Annotated in this window: 19 protein-coding genes; 11 read left to right on the top strand and 8 right to left on the bottom strand. The window is 46.1% G+C overall.

The window, feature by feature from the left end; genetic code table 11:
* Nucleotides 1–18 precede the first annotated feature (18 nt).
* The gene (locus tag R2X38_RS05115) at nt 19–207 is read right to left on the bottom strand and encodes a DUF4250 domain-containing protein (protein WP_044623045.1); all 189 of its coding nucleotides are present in this window, start codon (nt 205–207) and stop codon (nt 19–21) included.
* A gap of 114 nt (nt 208–321) precedes the next feature.
* Nucleotides 322–990: a hypothetical protein gene (locus R2X38_RS05110; RefSeq protein WP_317521078.1), complete on the bottom strand. Its 669-nt coding sequence runs from the start codon at nt 988–990 to the stop codon at nt 322–324.
* A 264-nt stretch (nt 991–1,254) separates the two neighbouring features.
* Here R2X38_RS05110 and R2X38_RS05105 point away from each other — a divergent pair, with 264 nt between their 5' ends.
* The 5 genes from R2X38_RS05105 to R2X38_RS05085 all read left to right on the top strand — a co-directional run bounded on the left by R2X38_RS05105 (nt 1,255) and on the right by R2X38_RS05085 (nt 8,965).
* Complete coding sequence (locus R2X38_RS05105; RefSeq protein ID WP_317521077.1) at nt 1,255–2,427, top strand: GGDEF domain-containing protein; 1,173 nt, start codon at nt 1,255–1,257, stop codon at nt 2,425–2,427.
* A 272-nt stretch (nt 2,428–2,699) separates the two neighbouring features.
* Nucleotides 2,700–4,343: an anaerobic glycerol-3-phosphate dehydrogenase subunit A gene (glpA, locus tag R2X38_RS05100; protein WP_317521076.1), complete on the top strand. Its 1,644-nt coding sequence runs from the start codon at nt 2,700–2,702 to the stop codon at nt 4,341–4,343.
* On the top strand, nt 4,340–5,683 hold the full coding sequence (gene glpB / locus R2X38_RS05095; RefSeq protein ID WP_317521074.1) for a glycerol-3-phosphate dehydrogenase subunit GlpB: 1,344 nt from the start codon (nt 4,340–4,342) through the stop codon (nt 5,681–5,683). Before glpA ends, glpB begins: the two co-directional genes overlap by 4 nt.
* Nucleotides 5,680–6,891 (top strand): anaerobic glycerol-3-phosphate dehydrogenase subunit GlpC, encoded by a 1,212-nt coding sequence (glpC, locus tag R2X38_RS05090; RefSeq protein WP_317521073.1) that lies wholly within the window; start codon nt 5,680–5,682, stop codon nt 6,889–6,891. Before glpB ends, glpC begins: the two co-directional genes overlap by 4 nt.
* 184 nt (nt 6,892–7,075) lie before the next feature.
* The gene (locus tag R2X38_RS05085; RefSeq protein WP_317521072.1) at nt 7,076–8,965 is read left to right on the top strand and encodes a methyl-accepting chemotaxis protein; all 1,890 of its coding nucleotides are present in this window, start codon (nt 7,076–7,078) and stop codon (nt 8,963–8,965) included.
* A gap of 4 nt (nt 8,966–8,969) precedes the next feature.
* On the opposite strand, the gene R2X38_RS05080 is transcribed toward R2X38_RS05085, so the two are convergent.
* Nucleotides 8,970–10,181, bottom strand: a complete 1,212-nt coding sequence (locus R2X38_RS05080) for an MFS transporter (RefSeq protein WP_317521071.1) — start codon at nt 10,179–10,181, stop codon at nt 8,970–8,972.
* Nucleotides 10,182–10,284: 103 nt separating this feature from the next.
* On the opposite strand from R2X38_RS05080, the gene R2X38_RS05075 reads away from it, so the two are divergent.
* The 5 genes from R2X38_RS05075 to R2X38_RS05055 all read left to right on the top strand — a co-directional run bounded on the left by R2X38_RS05075 (nt 10,285) and on the right by R2X38_RS05055 (nt 16,170).
* Nucleotides 10,285–11,154, top strand: a complete 870-nt coding sequence (locus R2X38_RS05075) for a LysR family transcriptional regulator (RefSeq protein ID WP_317521070.1) — start codon at nt 10,285–10,287, stop codon at nt 11,152–11,154.
* A 325-nt stretch (nt 11,155–11,479) separates the two neighbouring features.
* Complete coding sequence (gene dcuC, locus R2X38_RS05070) at nt 11,480–12,847, top strand: anaerobic C4-dicarboxylate transporter DcuC (RefSeq protein WP_317521069.1); 1,368 nt, start codon at nt 11,480–11,482, stop codon at nt 12,845–12,847.
* A 336-nt stretch (nt 12,848–13,183) separates the two neighbouring features.
* The gene (locus tag R2X38_RS05065; RefSeq protein WP_317521068.1) at nt 13,184–14,728 is read left to right on the top strand and encodes a PAS domain-containing methyl-accepting chemotaxis protein; all 1,545 of its coding nucleotides are present in this window, start codon (nt 13,184–13,186) and stop codon (nt 14,726–14,728) included.
* 210 nt (nt 14,729–14,938) lie between these two features.
* On the top strand, nt 14,939–15,760 hold the full coding sequence (locus tag R2X38_RS05060) for a transcriptional regulator (RefSeq protein WP_317521067.1): 822 nt from the start codon (nt 14,939–14,941) through the stop codon (nt 15,758–15,760).
* Nucleotides 15,739–16,170, top strand: a complete 432-nt coding sequence (locus R2X38_RS05055; protein WP_317521066.1) for a hypothetical protein — start codon at nt 15,739–15,741, stop codon at nt 16,168–16,170. Before R2X38_RS05060 ends, R2X38_RS05055 begins: the two co-directional genes overlap by 22 nt.
* A gap of 87 nt (nt 16,171–16,257) precedes the next feature.
* Here the strand turns inward: R2X38_RS05055 and R2X38_RS05050 are convergent, their stop codons facing one another.
* From R2X38_RS05050 to R2X38_RS05035, 4 genes are all read right to left on the bottom strand, one after another.
* A complete protein-coding gene (locus R2X38_RS05050) occupies nt 16,258–16,473 on the bottom strand; it encodes a hypothetical protein (RefSeq protein ID WP_317521065.1) in 216 nt (71 codons plus the stop codon).
* A gap of 292 nt (nt 16,474–16,765) precedes the next feature.
* On the bottom strand, nt 16,766–17,335 hold the full coding sequence (locus R2X38_RS05045; protein WP_317521064.1) for a type II secretion system protein: 570 nt from the start codon (nt 17,333–17,335) through the stop codon (nt 16,766–16,768).
* Between the two features lie 211 nt (nt 17,336–17,546).
* Nucleotides 17,547–17,990, bottom strand: a complete 444-nt coding sequence (locus R2X38_RS05040; protein WP_107297610.1) for a phosphate-starvation-inducible PsiE family protein — start codon at nt 17,988–17,990, stop codon at nt 17,547–17,549.
* Between the two features lie 85 nt (nt 17,991–18,075).
* On the bottom strand, nt 18,076–19,017 hold the full coding sequence (locus R2X38_RS05035; protein ID WP_317521063.1) for a universal stress protein: 942 nt from the start codon (nt 19,015–19,017) through the stop codon (nt 18,076–18,078).
* A gap of 90 nt (nt 19,018–19,107) precedes the next feature.
* Here R2X38_RS05035 and R2X38_RS05030 point away from each other — a divergent pair, with 90 nt between their 5' ends.
* The gene (locus tag R2X38_RS05030) at nt 19,108–20,079 is read left to right on the top strand and encodes a LysR family transcriptional regulator (protein WP_317521062.1); all 972 of its coding nucleotides are present in this window, start codon (nt 19,108–19,110) and stop codon (nt 20,077–20,079) included.
* Nucleotides 20,080–20,248: 169 nt separating this feature from the next.
* On the opposite strand, the gene R2X38_RS05025 is transcribed toward R2X38_RS05030, so the two are convergent.
* Complete coding sequence (locus R2X38_RS05025) at nt 20,249–21,457, bottom strand: phosphoribosyltransferase family protein (protein WP_317521061.1); 1,209 nt, start codon at nt 21,455–21,457, stop codon at nt 20,249–20,251.
* Nucleotides 21,458–21,593: the final 136 nt, after the last annotated feature.

Here is a 21,593-nt window from a genome sequence, read left to right as displayed (position 1 = left end):
TGATTTAGAGAAAGGGTGTTATTTGAATTGGTTATTGATTGGATCGTAATGGTAGCCCAAGTCTTCCATTTTTTGATTTAGTTCGTTGAAGTCCAGCTCGTAGCGGCTGACCAATTCTTCGACTGTCGAACACTCAAGGCGTAATCGCTCATTCACGATACCGAGAACGATGTTGCCATCCATGTTCAAAAGATTGTTAATCTCCATACTGCCTGCCCCTCGGTAAGTATTCACTCATGAGTAAGCATAGACAGAATGAGGCGGAAAGAGAAAGCGCCGCCTCACATTTCACCAAACTGGCTTAGCTCTAAGGCGTAGCAATTAAATTAATGCGACCTGCATGTTGGCAGAGAGCACTAAAATGCCCGCAGCCACCACCAATTGCCAACGGTTTACAGTTTTTCCCGTCAACAGGTGCATCGACCATACAAGCAGGCCTGCTACCAGTAATACCAAAGACGCAACTACATTGGTTGTTAGTGATGCGAGTTGGCTCTCATCAAGTAGAGAAGATAGCCACAGCAAACAAAGTACACTCACCATAGCACTGATAAAACCAGCGAAAGGCAGCAAGCGGTGGAAAGCCTGCAGACGAGTTCTTGCTTGCGTCAGAAGAATGTGGGCAGCCAGAGAGCCGAACAATGCAATGCTAACCGTACTCAATACTGCCACCGGTAGCGTTAATGTCGGTAACAGCGAGAACCAAACGAGAAATGCCAATACATTCGCTGCATAGAATACGTTAAGTGGTCCTGCATCGCGGGTTTTGCCCGTTTTGACTTTCAATGTGAAGTAACCCAAAGCAACCAACGGTAAGAATGCATAAGGCTGGGCCAGAGCGACGACTAGCCAACCCAGCAGAATAGCAGGTAAGGTTTTATGTACCCTTCCCCTTTGGCCCGGGCAGATTTCTCCTTTGGTCAATACCAAGGTCAGAATTAGCTGGGCACCCAGCAAAGCGGGGATCAGAAAAATTAAAGCAGCATTCATGGGATTATCTTGATGTAGCAAAACAAAGTGTGTGGATGATAGCAATTACCCTGTGCTATACCAACTATGAAAATGCACTATGCGTCTGATTAAGTCGTTATTTTGCTTTCTTTAATGTTAATCAAACTAGGCAATAGTGGCTTAATTTTTGGATCAATATCACTGAATCACAAATGCCGACATGGAATAATGGCAATTTACTGCAAGCAAAGATCAATAGCGGTTTGGATCTAATACTAACAGGATGTAGCAAGGACAAGCGCTATGACGTCATCACTGCACCAACTGTTCCAATCTCTCAAGCTATACATTCCTGATCTTTGGAGTGCACGAGCGCATTCCACCAGCTTTAAAAACACCCGCAGCGGCTACTTACGTAGCAGAATCACCATGCTATCTTCCGTTTGGGGTGTATTGGTGATCTTATGGCTACCGTTCGACCTGCTGTTCCTCGCACAGCCTACCCACCTTCATATTGCAGGCTCCCGTATTCTACTGGGTAGCTTCCTGCTGTCTATCGCATGGCTGAATCACAGGCATACAACGTTAAAGCGCGCACAATGGTACATGGGCTTAATGGTGCTCAGTATCAACCTATTTTACCTCTATACCGCTTGGGTGCTCGACTTTCCGACTGTCTATAGCGGCTTTGTCTATGGCTATACCCTACTGCCAATCATTCATGTCGCCATCTTAACGATTCTGCCTGTCACTTTAAAAGAAAGCCTGTGCATGCTAGCAGTCACAGCGGTAACTCAGCTCTTGGTTGACTACCTGTCTGGTCATTTATTTAGTCCAGAGAATATCGCCAGCTACTGGCTACAGAACGTACTGGCACTAATGGTTGTCTGGTCCCAGTTGTCTAAGCTACACATGCTAATGCGGTTGTATCGACAAGCAACGCTTGATCCACTTACCGGAATTTATAACCGCCGCATGCTGTTACAGTTAGCAGATAAACAGTTAGCCAACTGTATACAAAAAGAACAGCCTTTCTCCATTATGTTGTTCGATATCGACCGATTTAAGCGAATCAATGACACCTGGGGCCATGGCGTTGGCGATAAAGTATTGAAAGAATTTGCTAATTTTATGCAGGATCATATCCGCAAAACGGATCTGTTTGGTCGTTTTGGCGGAGAAGAGTTTATCCTTTTCCTGCCAAAGTGTACGTCTAACGACGCAGAAAGAATTGCTGAGCGAATGTTATCACGTATACGAACATTAGAAGTTGAGACAGGGATTGATAGCACTGCCATCAACTTTACCACCAGTATTGGTATTTCCAGTTATGGCGATAGTGATTCCCTCTCCTCATTAATAGAACGCGCTGACAGGGCCCTGTATGATTGCAAAGATGCAGGACGTGACTGTAGCCGCTACCACCCTTTCGATTACACGCCTATTTTGAGCGAAAGGCGTAGGGCCATCGCTTGATCTACCCTTTTCTCTTGTGAACTAAATACTTTCGTTTAGTCATTTCCCTCTAGTAAAAGTACTCGCACAGCCTTTGGGATGGCTGGAACCTACTAAAACTGTTTCTTTTTCAGTCAAACAATCACATTAACGCGCGATCGAATGCGCGAACGCTCATAAATGTGTGGCCGATCAAATATTACCCTTACAGAAAGTGGCATATTACATAGCATAAAGTTGAAGGAATTATCCATTTCCTGAACCACGGACCAAAACAATAAGCGAAAACGAACATGAATAGTTGGTTTGAAACAGATGTTGTGATTATTGGCGGCGGCGCTACCGGCACTGGTATTATGCGCGACTGTGCCTTGCGCGGAATCCCATGCATTCTGGTTGAAAAAGACGATCTTGCATCAGGAACTACGGGAAGAAATCACGGCCTTCTCCACTCTGGGGCACGATACGCCGTTACCGATCAGGAATCGGCCAAAGAATGTATTCAGGAAAACCGCATTCTGAAAAACATCGCCCGCCACTGCGTTGAAGATACTCAAGGGCTGTTTATTTCCCTACCTGACGATGATCTCGATTTTCAAAAAACCTTTATTTCATCATGCCAGAGCGCGGATATCGATGTTGAGCAACTTTCACCGGCAGATGCACTACGCCTTGAACCAAATTGTAATCCATCACTAATCGGCGCGGTAAAAGTGCCTGACGGCACCTTGGATCCCTTCCGCTTATCTGCATCCAATGTTCTCGATGCAGTCGAGCACGGTGCCCGGCTATTCAACCATACCCATGTCACAGGCCTCATCCGGGAAGGAGCAACTGTCCGTGGTGTTTACTGCCTGGATATGAAAACTGGCCAGTCATTTGAAATCCGTGCCAAGCAAGTGATTAATGCCGCCGGGATCTGGGGCCAGCAAATCTGTGAGTATGGTGATCTGTCTATCAAGATGTTCCCGGCTAAAGGATCACTGCTGATCCTTGATTACCGCATCAACAACTTGGTGATCAACCGCTGTCGCAAACCGTCCGATGCTGACATTCTGGTGCCCGGCGATACTATTTCTCTTATCGGCACGACGTCCGAACGGATAGATTACGACAAGATTGATGATCTACATGTGACCAGCAAGGAAATCGACATTCTGCTTGAGGAAGGCACCAAACTGGCTCCAATCATGGCCAATACCCGTGTGCTGCGTGCTTATGCTGGCGTGAGACCACTGGTTGCGGTCGATGGCGATACCAGTGGCCGTAATATCAGCCGCGGAATCGTACTGCTTGATCACGCTGAACGTGACGGCCTTGACGGCTTTGTCACTATCACCGGCGGTAAACTGATGACCTACCGCATGATGGCAGAATGGACCACCGATTTGGTGGCGAAGAAACTTGGCAATACTGCACCATGCATTACCCATGAAAAACCGCTACCGGGCTCAGAGCAAGCCGAACCGAAAAAAACTGCGACTGCCAGTTTGGCCAAGCCTGTTTACCAATCGGCTTTCTACCGCCATGGCGAACGGGCAGAAAAATTCCTAGGTAACGACAAGAAAAGCCAAGCCGTGATCTGTGAATGTGAAATGGTGACTTGTGGCGAAGTGGAGTATGCCATCAAGGATTTGGATGTTCATAATCTTGTTGACCTACGCCGACGTACCCGCATCGGTATGGGCCCTTGCCAGGGTGAACTCTGCTCCTACCGTGCCGCAGGCTTGTTCTCCGAATACGGCAAAACCTCGGGCAATGAAGCGAGCCATTTACTCGAAGAGTTCCTAGAAGAACGCTGGAAAGGGATCAAACCTGTTTTCTGGGGCGATGCATTGCGTGAAGGCGAATTTACCTACTGGATTTACGAAGGGCTGTTTGGCGTCAGTGATCTACCAGAACAACAATCAACGCCAGCTGACGAGGTAACACAATGAAATTTGATAGCATCATCATCGGCGGCGGTGTTGCAGGCCTAAGTTGCGCTATCCGCTGCGCAGAAGCCGGTCTAAAAACTGCGGTTATCGCAGCTGGACAAAGCGCCCTGCACTTTTCTTCTGGCTCGGTGGATGTACTTAGCCGCCTGCCTAATGGTGAAGCGGTTGACGCGCCTTTCTCTGCTTTTGCTGAGCTGAAAGACCAATGCCCTTCTCATCCCTATAGCAAGTTGGGCGAACTGCAGTGCCGTGAAGCCATCAATTGGTATCAGGACATGATGGAGCACTGTGGTGTCTACCTCACTGCTCAGGCCGATGAAAAGAACCATTACCGTGTCACGCCTATGGGTACCTTCCGCTCTACATGGTTGTCTCAGCAAACTGTGTATCAGTTCCCGCACCACCAGCTAGCAGAAGGTTTAGCCGAAATTGCTTTGGTGACAGTCGATGGCTTCCGTGATTTCCAGCCGCAGCTGGCCGCTGACAACTTATCAAAGCTCAGTGCCTTCGAAGGGGTGAAAATCAAAACCGCAGCGGTTGAACTGCCTGATTTCGAAAGCATGCAGCGTAACCCGTGTGAATTCCGTTCAATCGATATTTCACGCGTGTTACGCGACGAAACCAAGCTGCACGCTTTTGCCAAGTCGATGATTCAGCAGGTTGGCAAAGCCGATCTTGTTGTTTTGCCTGCGATCTTCGGCAACGGCGACGGTGCTGCCACAATCAAGCTGCTCGAAGGCCTGACTGGCTTCAAGATCTGTGAATTACCAACCATGCCCCCTTCACTGCTGGGCATTCGCCTAGAAGAGGCCATGAAGTCACACTTCAAACGTCTAGGCGGCTTGATTCTTTCCGGGGATGATGTCCTCAAGGGAGAATTCAACAATGGCCGTCTGGAGAAAATATTCACCCGAAACCATGAAGATATTCCGCTGGTAGCCGATAGCTTCCTACTGGCAAGCGGTAGTTTTTTCAGCAAAGGTTTATCAGCGCAACGCCATGCGGTCAACGAGCCAATCTTTGGCCTGGACATGGCTGACAATACCCATAGAGATCACTGGTATCAGCCTCAGTTTTTCGCGCCTCAAAGCCATCCGTTTATGAGAATGGGGGTTGATTGCAATAAGCAGCTGAACCCAACCATCAACCAGCAAGTTATTAAAAACCTATACTGCGCAGGTGCCATTTTGGCCCACTATGATCCGGTACAGGAAGGCTCTGGTTCAGGTGTGGCTATTTCCACTGGCTACTATGTGGCCCAGCAAATGATTGCCGCGCATCACCACCAGCTCGAACAAGTTACAGTTACACAGCCAAAACAAGAAAGGACAATCGCATGAGCCTTCTTCAAAAAGACACTAGCTTCGACCAATGCATCAAATGTACGGTTTGTACCGTCTACTGCCCGGTCGCCAAAGCCAACCCACAATACCCTGGCCCTAAGCAATGCGGTCCAGACGGCGAACGTCTGCGCATTAAAAGCCCTGATTTCTATGATGAAACATTAAAGCTGTGTACCAACTGTAAGCGTTGTGAAACCGCCTGCCCTTCTGGGGTGAAAATTGGCGATATGATTGCCGTTGCCCGTGATGAGCATGCCAAACTACCGATGAACATCAAAACCATCCGTGACTTTGTGCTAAGCCATACCGACTTGATGGGTTCGGCAGCGACCCCATTCGCGCCAATCGTCAATACCATTACAGGCTTGAAGCCAGTCAAGAAGATCATGCACAAAACCATTGGCGTGCACGATCACAAGAGCCTGCCAAAATACTCCCACGGCACATTCCGCCGCTGGTACAAGCAAAACTGCACCAGTCAAGCCTTGTACCCTAAGCAAGTGCATTACTTCCACGGCTGCTATGTCAATTACAACCACCCACAGCTGGGTAAAGACTTTGTCAGGGTAATGAATGCGATGAGTATTGGCGTCCAATTGATGGACAAAGAGAAATGTTGTGGCGTGCCTTTGATTGCCAACGGCTTCTTTGACAAAGCGAAAAAGAATGCCAAATTGAACATCGACAATTTTTCTGCCGCAGTAGAGAAACATGATGCGCCGATCCTTTCTACGTCATCGACCTGCTCTTTCACGCTGAAAGAAGAGTACCCGAACGTACTTAAGGTGGATAACAGCAAGGTCGCCAACAAAATTGAGTATGTGACCCGCTTCTTGCTCAAAGAGTTCATGAACGGGCGTGCGCCGAAGATGAAACCTATCAACAAGAAAGTGGTCTACCACACGCCGTGTCACCTCGAAAAGACCGGTGGTAGCTTGTACACCATTGAAATGCTGAAGATGATCCCGGGTCTTGAGGTAGAAGTACTCGATAGCCAATGCTGTGGCCTGGCTGGCACCTATGGCTTCAAAACGGAAAATTATGATACCTCTATGGCTATTGGCAGCAACCTGTTCGAGCAAATCAAACGCTCCAAAGCGGATTTTGCCATCACCGACTGTGAAACCTGCAAATGGCAAATAGAAGAAAACACTGATTTAGAAACCATCCACCCTGTTTCCTTGCTAGCAATGGCGCTGGCTTAACATTTGGTATTCACCCTCATCCCGAAATTTGCCTCTGTTCCCCAAGTTAAAAGGGCAAATTTCGGGATTTTTTCATTTCTGCCCCTATAGTTATATATAGCAATACAGACTAGGTTGTCTTGATTTGATGACAAGTACGCATATGTCTGTGATTGGGTTGTTATATGCAAGCAGGGAGAGTGGAATGCAACGCCATCTTGTTAAAACGATCAAAGCCAAGCTGTATCTGACCAGCCTCTTTCTGGTCAGTGCCATGGTTACGTTCGGTGCCTTCGAAACCCTTTCATTTATCAAATTAGATAATCTTCAGCTCGCAGCCCAGGAAACGGCACACAGCAATGCCGACTTACTAACCTTACGACGCCACGAAAAAGATTTTCTAGCCCGTCTTGATGCTGGCTACGTAGAGAAATTCAATCAAAAACAAATAGAACTCAATGCTCGATTGGCAACTGTGGAAGCGTTATTAGCCAAATACAACGATAAACATAGCGCTGAATTTGAGCAAGTCAAACAGTCTCTAAGTAAATATGCCAATCAATTCAATATCATCGCCGATCAAACCATACTGCTCGGGCTAACGCCTTCTGAAGGGCTAAGAGGAAATATCCGCTCTGCTGCAAACGATACCGAAGAGTTACTGCTGATCAACGGTCACGAAAAACTTTATCGACTATTGCTGACATTACGCCGGAACGAGAAAGATTTCCTGATCACTAAAGATCAAAGCCATATCGAGGTATTCAACAACAACCTTGATACCCTACTTTCCACCTTAGGCATTAGCGATCTCCCTGCATCAGAAAAAAGAAGATTAAGAAGAAGTATCACTATCTATCAAATGATGTTCGACGAGCTCGTCCAGGGATATACATATATAGGCCTAACTTACAATGAAGGTCTTTATGGTGAATTGAGAACCAATGTTCAACAAGTCGAGAGCCAAATCGACCAATTAGAACAAACTATCATCAATACAATTGATGACATGCAGTCTCAGGAAAAAATGATCCTCTTGGTAGGTGGCGGCACTATTACTCTCATTATGACGCTGGTGCTGTTTGTGATCAGCCGGACTATCAATAAGCGGCTAAACGCAGTAAACCGCATGATGAACGACATCGCCCAAGGTGAAGGCGATCTAACCGTAAGAATGAATGACCAAGGCGATGATGAACTTGCCCAGCTAAGTCGATCCTTCGATCTTTTTACCAGTAAACTTCAGGCAATCATCAATAATATTGCCGATATCTCCAAGCAACTATCCAAAGCGGCCAACGAATCCAAATCTGCGGCATCTGGCAGTTTGGCCAATGCCGAACAACAACAAAGTGAGTCAGCCAACGTTGCCACATCTGTCAATGAACTGCTGGCGACCAGTAGTGAAATTGCGAACAATATCAGTGATACCGCAACAGCAGCACAAAACGGACAAGATAATGCGGTAAAAAGCCTAGAAATAAGCCAGCAGGCCGCCGTGTCTATTGATTCGCTCGCCGATGAGATCCAGTCAGCACAAGTTCAAATCCAAACACTGGAAGCACAAAGCCAGAACATCAACAAGGTGACATCCGTTATCAGGGATATTACAGAACAAACGAATCTACTGGCCCTCAATGCGGCTATCGAGGCCGCACGGGCAGGTGAACATGGCCGGGGGTTTGCTGTGGTGGCTGACGAGGTACGCCAACTTGCCCAGCGTACCCACAGCTCGACTCAAGAAATAGAGCAAACCATCGAACAGCTGCTTGAAACAGTGAGCCAAAGTGTCGCTGCCATGCAGCATAGCCGAGCATTAGCTGGGGATACAGTGGCTCACACCAAACAAGCTAAAGAGGCTGCCGACTTAATTGTTAAGGCTATCACTGATATTTCAGACAGAAGCCTTCAGATCGCATCGGCCTCTGAACAACAGTCCGCGGTATCTGCAGAAATCGATCAGAACATTCATCGAATTGCTGAGCTGGCAACCAATACAGCAGCGGCTGTTAGCCAAACCAGCACCAGTAGCCAAGACGTTGCGAATATGGCCGAGCAGCTAGATGCAGTAGTCGGTCAATTCAAGTACAAGTAATGGCTTATCGGGGCTCAGAAGGCAGTGGTGCATCTGAGCTTCCTTCTGTTGTTGCGTACAACCGGTAACACAGCATACCCATCAACACATACAGGACAGAGCCCCCAGCGATCACGCCAGTCCAGCCAAAGTACTGCCAACAACCAATAAGATAGAAGCCGCCTAAACTCCCCCCGGCATAATAGTGGACCAGATACAATGCCGTCGCAGTAGCCTTGGCCGTTTTAGCCCGCTGGCTGACCCAGCCATAAGCCAACGAATGAGTAAAGAAAGACCCTGAGCTAATTAACAACAACCCCAGTACCATAGCAAATACGGACTCATACCAGGCGACCCACATCCCCATCGCACTGATACAGGTTCCCAGCACCATACCCGGCACTGTCGAAAACCGCTGTGTCCAGCGCCCGCTCAATTTTGCCGATACCGTACCACTGAGGTAACACAAGAAAATCATCGACGCCCAGCTTACAGGCACAGAGTAAGGTTCGGCCACCAGCCTGAACCCCATGACAGAATACAAGTTCACAAACAAGGCAAAGTTAACCCCGCCGATCAGCATAGCCTGCCACAGTTCTGGGGTACGCAGGTGTACCAGTACACTGTAGGTTTGCTGGCGAAGCTGACCTTTGGCGGGCTTAAAATTGCGCTGCTCAGGCAAAAGGAAATAGATAGCGATGGCAACCACCAAACTAAACACCGCCATGCAAATCACGGCACCTTGCCAGCCAAAGCGTTCAGACAGAAAGCCACCGGAAATCCTGCCGACAATCCCCCCCAGTGAGTTAGCACTAATGTAACCACCGACCGCCAGCATTAGGGCGCGAGAGGTAAACTCCTCGGCCATGTACGCCACAGCTACAGCGGCAAAACCCGCCAACGCCGCTCCCATCAAGGCACGGCTCAAACTAAGCATGAGCAAGCTTTCTGCTGTCAGCATTAAAAAGCCAATTACCGGCAACAAACTCAGGCTGATTAACATTACCGGTCGCCGGCCAATGCGTTCAGACCATACCGCCCAGGGCACCAGCGTGACAGCCAAAGCCAAGGTCGCAGCCGCCACCAGCCAATTGACCCGGGTCGCTGACACCGCAAAGTTCTCCGCCATTAGTGGCAACATTGGCTGGAATAAATACAGATTGCAGAAAATAAGAAATGAGCCCAGACACAAGGCAAAGCTGGCTCTTCGATACTCTGTGGTTTGAATGTCTATCATGTCGGTTATCAGCAAAAAAGAAATCTGCTTCAACCGTAGCAATTCAACAGGAATAGTGAAAATATATTAAAAATATGGAAGCTATAAAGGAATTATATAGCCAATGGATATTCGCCAACTCAATTACTTTGTTACCCTCGCCGACACGGCCAATTTCACCCGGGCAGCCGCCAAGCTCCATATAGCCCAGCCAGCACTGAGTATTGCGGTGAAAAAATTCGAAGACCAACTGGGTATCGTATTGTTCGATCGCAACGAGCGCCGCGTTTCCCTGACCCCTGAAGGGGAAGTACTTTTACGCCATGCCCGGTTGATCCTGCAGAACGTGCATGATGCCACCGTAGCTATGGAAGAGCTAAAAGGACTCACCAAAGGCGAAGTCAAGCTCGGCGTACCCAGCTCACTAGGCTCCTATTACCTGCCAGATATCTTAATGGGCTTCAAAAGCCAGTACCCCAATCTCAAGTTGACCATCGTCGAAGCAGGTACCGAGACAATCCGTAAGATGCTGTTGGATAAAGAACTCGATTTGGGCATTATTCATTGTGACCACATTCCGGAAAGACTCGCGACAGAGCACTTACTCACGACCCAAATGGTGGCTGCCGTTCACCCAGAAAATGAGTTGGCCACGCTCGATACCATCGATTTCAAAACCTTCTTCGAACAAGATTTGGTCATGTTCAAGCCCGGTTATTTCCATCGCGAATACATTGACCGCATTTGCCAAGAAAACCACTTCGAACCCAATATTGCTTTCGAAACTAATTTGCTACCGATGATTTTAAAGATTGTCCGCAACGACTTTGCCGTGACGGCATTGCTCGACATGGTGACAGAAAATGAATCCGGTGTTGTCCCTATCCCCTTTGAACAACCTGTCATCTTGAATATTGCCATTGCATGGCGAAAAGACGGTTATTTATCGGTGGCAGATAAGGCTTTTATGGAATATGTGAAGAATAATCGCTAAATGTAATCAAATTTACATTTTGTAACAGGGTAAATTAGTTATTAACTCGTATAGGCAATGTATTACTTGTGTTTAAGTTTACTTGCGCAAAAGACAAGCAAAATATAATCATTAACGACATTCAAACATATGATGTTGCGTATCTTTTCATAGCTGTAGCGCAAAATTAACACATTACTCAAAATTCTGTTTCAGATCATAAACTGGTCCGATTATTGTCGTTCCTCCACCACTTTTTAGGTAAATTTATCGAAAATAATGTGTAAGAAAACTTTATCAATTGACACATTATTTCTTAATTTTGTGGTTTAAGAGGATTTTTTCCATGTTGGAGCTATTGATTGGCTTGGCAGTCACGGTTGCTGTTGGCTATTTCATCATTAAAGGATACAAGCCCGCGGGCGTTCTACTCACAGCAGGTCTATTGTTACTGCTCATTACCGGCGTTCTTGGATATAAAGTACTGCCTGAGAAGATTCAGGCGACCGGTAACTTCGTCACCGATTCATTGGAGTATGTGAAATACATGCTGCAATACCGTGGCGGCGGTTTGGGTATGCAGATCATGCTACTTTGTGGTTTTGCATCCTACATGACGCACATTGGCGCTAACAATGTGGTGGTAAAACAATTCTCTAAACCTCTTTCGGTTATTAAATCACCATACACATTGCTGGTAGCGGCATACATCGTAGCGTGTTTGATGTCACTGGCAGTAAGTTCGGCAACTGGCCTAGGTGTACTATTGATGGCCACCCTATTCCCGATGATGACAGCTATGGGTATCTCGCGCCCAGCAGCCGTTGCTATCTGTGCCTCACCGGCGGCAATTATTCTTTCACCAACATCCGGTGACGTGATTGTTGCGGCCGAAAAATCAGGCCTGCCACTGCACGTTTTTGCCGTTGAAACCGTACTGCCTGTTTCAATCTGTGCAATCATCGTGATGGCTGCTGCTGCATTCTTCTGGAACAAGTACCTCGATAAGAAAGAAAACATCGTGATGGAAAAAGTCGATATTTCTGAAATCGAAGTAAAAGCACCTGCGTACTACGCCATTTTGCCATTCCTGCCAATTATCGGTGTCTTTGCATTCAACGGTGAAACTATCCCAGGTCTATCGCTGGATATCTACACAATCGTTGTTATGTCTATCTTCATTGGCGCTATTGTTGACTTCGTGACCAAGCGCTTCAAGGGTAAGGAAACACTGGAAGATCTGGAAGCGTGCTACCAGGGTATGGCTGATGCGTTCAAAGGCGTGGTAATGCTGTTGGTTGCAGCGGGTGTATTTGCACAGGGTCTGATGTCTATCGGTGCTATCGACAACCTGATCGGTCTTGCTGAAGCAGCCGGTGCAGGTGGTTTTGCCCTGATGCTACTGCTAACCGGCCTGACGGTTGCAGCCGCTATCGCGACAGGTTCAGGTAACGCACCGTTCTACGCATTCGTAGAGCTAGCACCAGCACTTGCAGGTAAAATGGGCCTTAGCCCTGCCTTCCTTATCATTCCGATGCTACAGGCGTCTAACCTAGGCCGTACGATTTCTCCAGTATCTGGTGTCATCGTGGCAACCTCAGGTATGGGTAACGTTAGCCCATTCGAAGTGGTTAAACGTACTTCTGTACCTGTGCTATGTGGTCTTGCGACTGTGATCATCGGTACCGTGGCACTGGTTCCAATGTACAGCTAACACAATAGCGAGCCGAATAATCCCGATAGGGCATGAGCCATATCGGGATTTTTTTTTGCTGACGACATATTGCTTCAAATATTGAGCGACGCTCGCTACCAAGATCCATGGGATACACAAAAGAGATACCCTCCAGATAATTATGCTGAATTAGCATATTAAAATAAAACATTACAGTATTTCCCCGTAGCTGTAATTTTCTTGTTGGAAATACGTCTATAGTTGAACGAAGAACAATGATAAAGCTATAAAAAAAACAAAAAGATAGTTACGGCCTTGTAGAGTTGCAGTATCGCTTTTGTCGTAGGGCCTTTTGCGTATGAAGAGGAACTTACGATGAGAAAAAACCAGCATGTGAACAACCATGAGGTTGAACTCAGGCCGGACGCACAACTGGTCACCACAACCGATACCCAAGGTGTTATCACGTATGCCAATGAGGAATTCATTACTATCAGTGGCTACAGCGCTGACGAATTGATTGGGCAGCACCACAATATCATCCGTCACCCAGACATGCCGCCACAGGCCTTTGCCGATCTCTGGCTGCACTTAAAAAAAGGCCAACCCTGGCGAGGTATTGTCAAAAACCGCTGCAAAGACGGTAGCCATTATTGGGTCGATGCCTATGTTACCCCGATATATGAAAACAACCAGCTGATTGGCTTTCAATCGGTCAGACGCAAGCCTACCTCGGCAATGAAAACCACCGCCGCCACGACCTACCAAAAGCTAAATCAAAAGAAAAACCCTTACAGCTTTAAGCTTTCTGTCATGCAGAAGCTGGCGATCGCCACGGTGCTCATCACAGGCTCGGTGGCCAGCTCCTTTTTCTTTTACGATTTCTACCGGCTGATCGGCCAGCTGCTGCCACTGTGCTTGTTAGGGCTGCTCTACCGACAAGAGACCTATGTTACCCCCCGCTTTTTTGAACGGCTTGAGCAGGACTATGACAGCATTACCCGGTTGATATACAGTGGTGACAAACAGGCTTCGATTGCTGAATTTCACCTCGCCCTCCATGACGCCCGAATAAAAACCGTGCTTGGCCGGACGGCTGACGTATCAAAAAACCTCAACACCGTTGCCGATGACCTACTGGCCGCGTCGCAGGAAACGCAAGCCTCTATCTCCGAGCAGGACCGCGACACCCAGCTGGTTGCCTCGGCGATTACTGAACTGTCTGCCGTTGCCAATGAAATTGCGACCAACACCCAAACGACCAACGACAAAGTCAACGAAACCCAAAAGCAGTGCAGTGATACAGAATCGGTGTTGACGACAACGCTCGACAATATCAACGCACTAGCCATTGAAACCCAAAACACAGCCCAGACGGCCAAATCACTGACCAAGGTGTCAGATCAAATTCACAGCATGATGGTCGAAATACAAGGCATTGCCGAGCAAACCAATTTGCTGGCCCTCAATGCTGCCATAGAAGCCGCACGCGCCGGTGAACAAGGGCGAGGCTTTGCCGTGGTTGCCGATGAAGTCAGGGCGCTGTCACAGCGAACCCATGGTGCCACAGAACAAATTCAATCCAGTATCGAAGACATCAATACCACGCTCGAGCAGTGGCAGCTGACCACCTCAGAAAGCATTACCCGTACCCAGCAATGCGTTGACAACACCAACACCACCGCCGAGAAGGTTCGGGCGGTGGTTAAAATGGTCGATGAAATCGCAGACATCTCCAGCCAAATCGCAACAGCAGCAGAAGAGCAAGGTGCCGTCACTCAGGATGTCAGTAATAATGTCCACCAGATCTCCTACCTATCGACAAAAAATCTTGAGCAGGTGGAAAGGATGGAAACCGCATCCAAACAGATGCGGGAAAAAGTCACGATGCTTGAAAGGATGAGCAAGTCATTCGAATAGGACGATGAAGCCTACGTTTAATCAGCCTTTTTCATAGCCTGAAATGATAAAGGCAGGATTGTTATAAACCTGCCTTTATCAACCTCAAAAAAGCAGCGTATATTAGCTATCATTTGCTTGAAATATGGCCGTTTTTGACAGAAAAATAACGTTAGACCTATTTTTTTGCTCTATATTGGCTTTTGATAACGCAACCATTACTCGAACAATATGCAAAATAACCAATCACCTACATCACCCTATATCTCATTGCAGACATTGGAAGTCTCTGTCAATGAGTTGACCATTCGGCATACTCAGACTGGCGCGAAAAATAAACTCCGAGTTAAAGAAATGGAATTGCTGAAAATCCTTTGCCAAAACTACCCAGAGGTTACTCTGAGAAAAGAATTGGCAGATACCATTTGGGCCGGAACCTACGCCTCTGATTTCACCATCAACCAAACGGTCAATGGTCTGAGATCCAAACTGTTTGATCTAGGCAAAGCGTATATTGTGACTGTGCCAAAGCGCGGTTATAAACTGACCGTTATGCCGGAATATCATGACACTGAGCCAACCACCTCAGTGATTCATCAATCCTCGAATCTAGCGCATAGCTCCTCTGTCGACTCCTCAGTGCCTTCTGAGCAGCCAATTGTTACTCGCCCAACAGCTGAAAATGCTCACTCTAAAGCCCGGAACACAAATACAGTTGCATACAAAGCTTTGGCGGAACAAAGCGCAAGCCAATCAATATCGGATACTAAAGAAGGAAGCGACAGAAACTCGCTTTCTCACCTAAAGTCTGTTCGGTTCTACCTTTCTGCTTTGTGTACAAGTCTAGTGATTGTTGCCATGCTGCACTGGTTCCTGCCAACCGATACCGCTTACAGCATGGGTGATACAACAGTCCTCTTCATTCCTGAAGATAGTGAAATCGAAGTGCTTGAAAACTTGCTTGAACAAAACAATTACCAATATATCGACAAGGTAAAAGAAACGCTTTATGGCTGCGACGAGAATCTAGTATGTTCAAAAATAAAACAGTAATTATCCACTTCTTCATTACCGTACTGATTTTTTCTGCCGCTTTAATCACAGCCAAAGAAAGGATCTTGCCAACATTTAACCAACATGAGGGAATGTGGTACACCACTGCCGAAAACGGCCTGCGTTTTTATATCGAGTTAAACGGTAATCGAATGAACGTGTATGGGCAGGACAAGCAAGATCAGAAGTTTGAGGTGAAATACCTCAGCCACTACCAGAAAGATGTCGATGATCGCATCGTGATCCGCCAAATTGATGCTAATGCGGATGATCCTACTCTAAAAGACAACCTGGATAAAAACACCAACGTTGTCAGTTCGGTACGATTAATTCCCGGAGAGAACCGCCTGCTCACTAGTTTCTTTAATGGTTACGAGCTCAAGCTATACCGGCTCAAGCCGGTTCAATAATCCCATTAGACAAGAAACGCCTTGAGCAATAACAGCTGCTGAGTACAGCTTGTGCGACTCAGCAGCATTGATAACTATCTAAAAAGATTAATCGTCGCGGCGCTCTTCTCTTCTTTCTTCGCGACGCTCCTCTCTGCGTTCTTCTTGGCGTTCTTCCTGACGCTCCTCACGCCTTTCCTCTCGTCTGTCCTCACGGCGTTCTTCTACACGCTCCTCGTGCCAATCTTCTAAATCCGCCATGACAATGGGTGAGAAGCTTAAAGAAGCCAACAGACTCCCCATAACAAACAGTGATTTTTTCATGCAATTATTCTCCAACCTTCTTCGAGTTAATTCTCGGAATGACTTGTTGGAAAACAGTGTGCAGTTTTAGGAAGGACTAAACCAATTCAAAATTTATCTTTTATATCAATAAAATAACAAATATAAAGTGAACTATAAAAAAGATGAGATATAAAAAGTAAGGAGGAGTAAGCCTCCTTATTCCCACAGCTCAGTAAATCAAAAGGGTCATAGACTCTGTTGCTAACATCTTCTCAAATTAATAACACCCGCTCATTACATAGAGCGGGTGTTATCAATTAACTCGTGATACTTATTGGCAGGTACTTATCTCTAAGCGATAAGTCTCGTCTTTTTGAGTAGGATGAAGGTAGCGTAGATAACAGCTGTTATTGATTAACTTTGGAGGAACAACAGTGTAGTCAAGGTTCCTTTTATCGGTTATAAGCAATGCATCCTCATCATTAAGTTTCGTAATCCCCCAATCTTTATCTTCCTCGTAGTGTTTGTTAATACCATCTACTAAGGTTGTAATCGTATAAAAATTAGACTCAGGATAACCATATCTGAATATACATCGCTCACGCTTATTTGAGTTCAGCTCACAGCCTGGAATAGGAATCGGTTCCCCTACATATTTGCCGGTATCATTTTCTGCTGAGTCAAGATTTGTAATATGGGCTCTACTTTCTAGCCCTGCCATCGCCATTTTGCCATAGCCAATCTCTAACCCAGACTCAACAGCACCTTTCAATCCTTCCAGTGCAGAATTTCGGGCATCTACCTGCAAATTTAAGAAACGCGGAGCAGCGGTAACAGCTAAGATGCCAAGAATCACGATCACAACGACCATTTCTATCAGTGTAAAGCCATTTTTTTTCATTATAAAACCCATCGAGTATTAACTCTAACGAGCGTCAATTTAATGGCGAAATGCAATCAAGTCAATAAGATGCGCGTATTTTTTCACCCACACATAATTCCAAAAGGAATAATCTCTCTGGAAACTCTTTATTACAGAGGTAATTTGTAATGGCTTACCTTTAAATATCCCTAGGAATATTCATTTTTTGAATAAACTTTCGTTATCACAATTATTCCTCTAGATGACTTTTTCGTGGTAGCTGATGTATCAACCAATAGCCGATACTCATACTCAGCACAACCGCAGCGATACCGTACAAGTAGGCAACTTCCATTTCTTCAACATCAATAATTATCACCTTACGAGCAATCGCCATCAAAGCTGTTGCCATGACTATTTTTACATGGATAACATTTTCACGAAGGTAGATCGTAATATTGATAAAGATTTCGATTGCTATCAACACTGCCATAAAGGCACCGAAAGTCGCCAGCATATCGGAGATTGTCAGTATATATTGAGGAGGTGTGATCAGGCGCTGGTACAATATCCAGGCCACATCGAGTACGCCCATTACAATAACAAAAACCATGATAATTGAGAGCGCTCTTACAGCCCAATGAATAATAACCTGCAGCTTTGCCGATAACACATCATTACTATCTATTTTCATGGTTTTCCCTCCCCCAAAAGGCAATAGGTTTACGCAAAAATACCGTCATACCCATTGAGTATAAGTGATGGGGCGAAAATCCGTATCACCCCTCATCCAGCACCGGTGACGTAAAGTCATCAGGTTTAAGGGTAATGACCGAACAATTGATTTCATTAAGCAGTGACTCAGCGGTATTGCCCATCAAGAAACCCGCAATACCGGTGCGAGACAACGAGCCTAATATCACTAAATCAGCCCCTTCTTCATTGACATATTTAGGCAATATCTGACGGGTTTCCCCTTCCAATATTTTTATCGAAGTATGAATTGGGCTGTTTTCGTATGGCATCAGCAAAGATCGCAGTCTTCCTACCCTATCATCCCGCATTTTTTTAGATATAAGCGCTATATCCAAGTCGTCATAACCGCTCCATTTTCTCAAGAACCCTTCCGAATCCAGCCGCCATGCATGACAAACGGTTAAGTTGGCTCCTGTTATCGAACAAAACTCAACAGCTAGCGCCAAAATCTTTTCATTAAATTCACGGTAGTCTTGGTTTGAGATATCCAAAGCCGCTACGATATTTTTCACCGGCCGTGGCGCTGTACTTATCGACCAGATTGGCACTTCGGACTTACGCATTATGTGTAAAGTCGTACTCCCCCGCTGGCAGGCTTTTTCTTTTGCCTCTCTGTGGGTATCGAGGATCACCATGGTGGCTTGGCTATCATTCGCCTCTTTAATGATTTCGATAAACGGGATGCCAATGCGTATCTTGGTCTGAAATTTGATGTTGGTGTATTCCTGTTTGAGCACCTGTACCCACTCTTTCAGAATGCCGTGATAAATTTTAGTTGATTTATCAATAAGATCGAGCGTTGTACATGAAAAACGAGAGATTTCCTTTAACTCAGCCAAGTCCTCAATGACAGTCAACAACGTCACCTGGGCTGAAATTTGATTAGCAAATCTGAAAGCCTGGTGAAAGGATTCATCAAGCGGCTGTTCTGGCGCAATAGGGATAAGTAGTTGATTGAAACTCATGCTGCCTCCTCGGTGCAGAACACCATCATGGGTGCTTTGCTTGAGGAAAATATGCAGGATTCAATACCCAAAGTATAATTAATATTAAACATGATATTCATAGGTATTTATCTATACATGTCCCAACAACACCTCAGATCCCGGCTCGGCAACATTAGAGGCTTAAGAGTATTCTCAAGTGTTTATGAACTAGGGTCCATCACCCTAGCAGCCAAGACACTAAACTTGACTCAGCCCACTGTTTCCATCCAATTGCGCCAGCTCACCGACTTAATCGGCATGCCTTTGTACCAGGTTGTCGGTAAAAAAATGGTATTCACTCAAGCAGCCGATATTTTGGCAAATTACTGCAACGAGCTGTTTGATACCATTGATCGGCTAGAAATTGATTTAGCTAACCTGAGCGAGATAAAAGCAGGAACCCTAAAAGTTGCCGTTGTTACCTCAGCTAAATATTTTATTCCGCACTTATTGGGCAGCTTCTGTGATACATACCCTCTTATAGATATCATTTTGAAAGTGGGTAACAGGCAATCTATTTTGGAGCGCTATCACCAAGGACTTGATGACATCTATCTATTCAGCCATTTAGAGCCGCAGATGGAACCTCACTCTATCCAGTTTCTGCCTAATCGGCTCTACCCCGTTGCACCCAAAGATCATCCACTGGCAAACCAATCGCACATAGAACCGAAAGAGCTACTGAACTACCCCTGGCTATCCAGAGAGCCGGGGTCCGGCACCCGATTCGCTATCGATGCCCATTTTGAAAAACTCAACCTCCAGTTCAAACCGAAACTGGTTATCGAAAGTAACGAAGCGATCAAGCATTGTGTTATCGCAGGTATGGGGCTGACCATTTTATCGGAATACGCATTGGAAGATGAGCCCAGTACAAGTTTAGTGAAACTCTCTGTCGCTAATTTTCCAATTCTCACCAATTGGCACATTGTTCGCGCCCCGCTCAAACACCAAACTCCGCTCAGCGAGGCTTTTATCCAGCATGCCACATATGAAAAATCTCACAGTAAGCAGGGTATGACCTTGAAAACAGATATTTGAGTATCAAAAGCTGTTGAGAATATAGGGAAACAGCCCGTTTCCCTATGTTGTTCAGAAATCTATTTGAATAGAGACATCTTTTTTCGTGGCAAAGGCTTTTGCAGCCTCTACCTTAGTCGTCACTCTGAACCGGAGGCAAAATGAGTTACGTACGTAACCATATTAACGATTACAGTTCGGATAGTTGATCTGAGAACCAAATTTTACGCTGGAAGCGAGGGTTCTTTGATGACATGTCAATTTTGTAAGGATTAGTCTCTTCAGAGCGCTGTGCTATGTTGAGAATCTTACACAGCTCTTGAGCCAAAAATTTCTCAATTTTCAGGACAACCATTTTCTTGCGTAAACGGCCTTGCTCATCTCTGTTAAGGATCGTCGGCATTGTGTTCAATGTCAGGATCTCACCCAGTGCAGGGTCAGACATGCGCTCACGGCCTTCGGTGCTTGCGTAGAAGTGTGAAACGGTAAATACCATGCGCTCAGGTTTTAACTGCTGAAGGAACTGGCAGGATTTTACTACTGTTGAACCCGTTCGAACCATATCATCAAATAGCACGATACTAGGGTTATTCAGACCGTCGAAAGTATCTTCGCTTTCTTCGTGAAGGGTGATTTCTACCTTACGTTCAGCAGTACGTTCTTTGTCTAACATGATGAACTTTGCCTTGGTTAAACCAAGAGTGTTGTACATCTCTTTGACGAAGTCGCGAGCACCTTTGTCTGGCGCACACAGAACAAGTCCTTCACCGTCTGGCCCGTAACTCAAAATATTTGAATTCAACAAGTAGTGGGCGTAAATCTTGTAAGGAATAAGGTTGTAGAATCGGCCACCAAACACTTCGCTAAACATTTTCTGTACAGACACAGAATGGTTATGCACCGTCACAACATCATCAACCCCAGCAAGCTTTAGCATCTGCGCGTAAAGCTGAGAAGTAAAGGGCTGGCTATCAAACTTCTTGATGTCGGCTACATCACGCTCACCGGCGGGATCACCCAACTCTGCACGGGGACCACGATCTTGAGCTGAGAAGAATAAATCTGGCTCAACCAAAACCACTCGGCTAGCGCCATTTTCTTTGGCTGCACGTGCAATGATAAGGTTATGCATTGCCAATTCCTGGCGATTTGTCACCAGGTTACCGGTACTAACAATGACAACCGTTTTGCCATCTAAGCTGTTGCCGATATTCTCCATGTCATTTTCATCTGAGATAAAGCGCGGGCAAAACTCAGTGTTCATGAAGTGCTTCATGCTAATGACATCGGAGATATCTTCATCCTGACCCATTGCATAGGCGACGTCGATCGCGAAAGGGTTGTCGGAAGAGTTACTGACAATCACTACATCATCTGATTGTGCATTCTGGCTGCTCATGGCATTCCTTATCTATAAGAAAGAGTGTTGGTCGCGTGTATTCTATTACAGAATGAGCAAAACGGCAGAGGCAAACTGGCCCTTGCGAATTAATTTTCCCCATTCTCCTCGCAATGCTTACTATGTACTGAAAGAG

Origin of the sequence: Photobacterium rosenbergii, assembly GCF_033022775.1 — a bacterium.
Taxonomy (GTDB): Bacteria; Pseudomonadota; Gammaproteobacteria; order Enterobacterales; family Vibrionaceae; genus Photobacterium; species Photobacterium rosenbergii_A.
The sequence above is the reverse complement of the archived record's forward strand: the minus strand, read 5'-3'. Positions and strand labels throughout refer to the sequence as shown.